General features: G+C 52.4%; 1 pseudogene. It reads right to left on the minus strand.

Going from position 1 to position 270, the window contains the following annotated elements:
- Positions 1–43 precede the first annotated feature (43 nt).
- Positions 44–187, minus strand: a pseudogene (locus ACQ4LH_RS21675) (FAD-dependent oxidoreductase); the annotation flags it as partial.
- Positions 188–270 lie beyond the last annotated feature (83 nt).

The following is a 270-nucleotide window of genomic DNA, read 5'->3' on the forward strand; positions in this document are numbered from 1 at the left end:
CGCTCAGTTCGTCTCAGGGGCTCGGGGAAGCGTATAAGAGGAAGGGTGGGCGGAGGTCGTACTCGATGGCATAACCGGGACGGACGATATGCGCGTTCTCCATGCCACGGATGCTGCGCACGATCTGCAATTGCACATCGAACGGCAACGAGGTGGAGATGCCATTCGGATACAGCTCATGKGCTGTCTCTTATATACATCTGACGCTGTCGACGACTCTCCACCTGTCGTCTTATTCTCTCTAGTCTTGTTTTCTTTAATAGCTTTATT

Origin of the sequence: Pseudomonas peli (assembly GCF_050563605.1) — a bacterium.
GTDB lineage: Bacteria > Pseudomonadota > Gammaproteobacteria > Pseudomonadales > Pseudomonadaceae > Aquipseudomonas > Aquipseudomonas peli_A.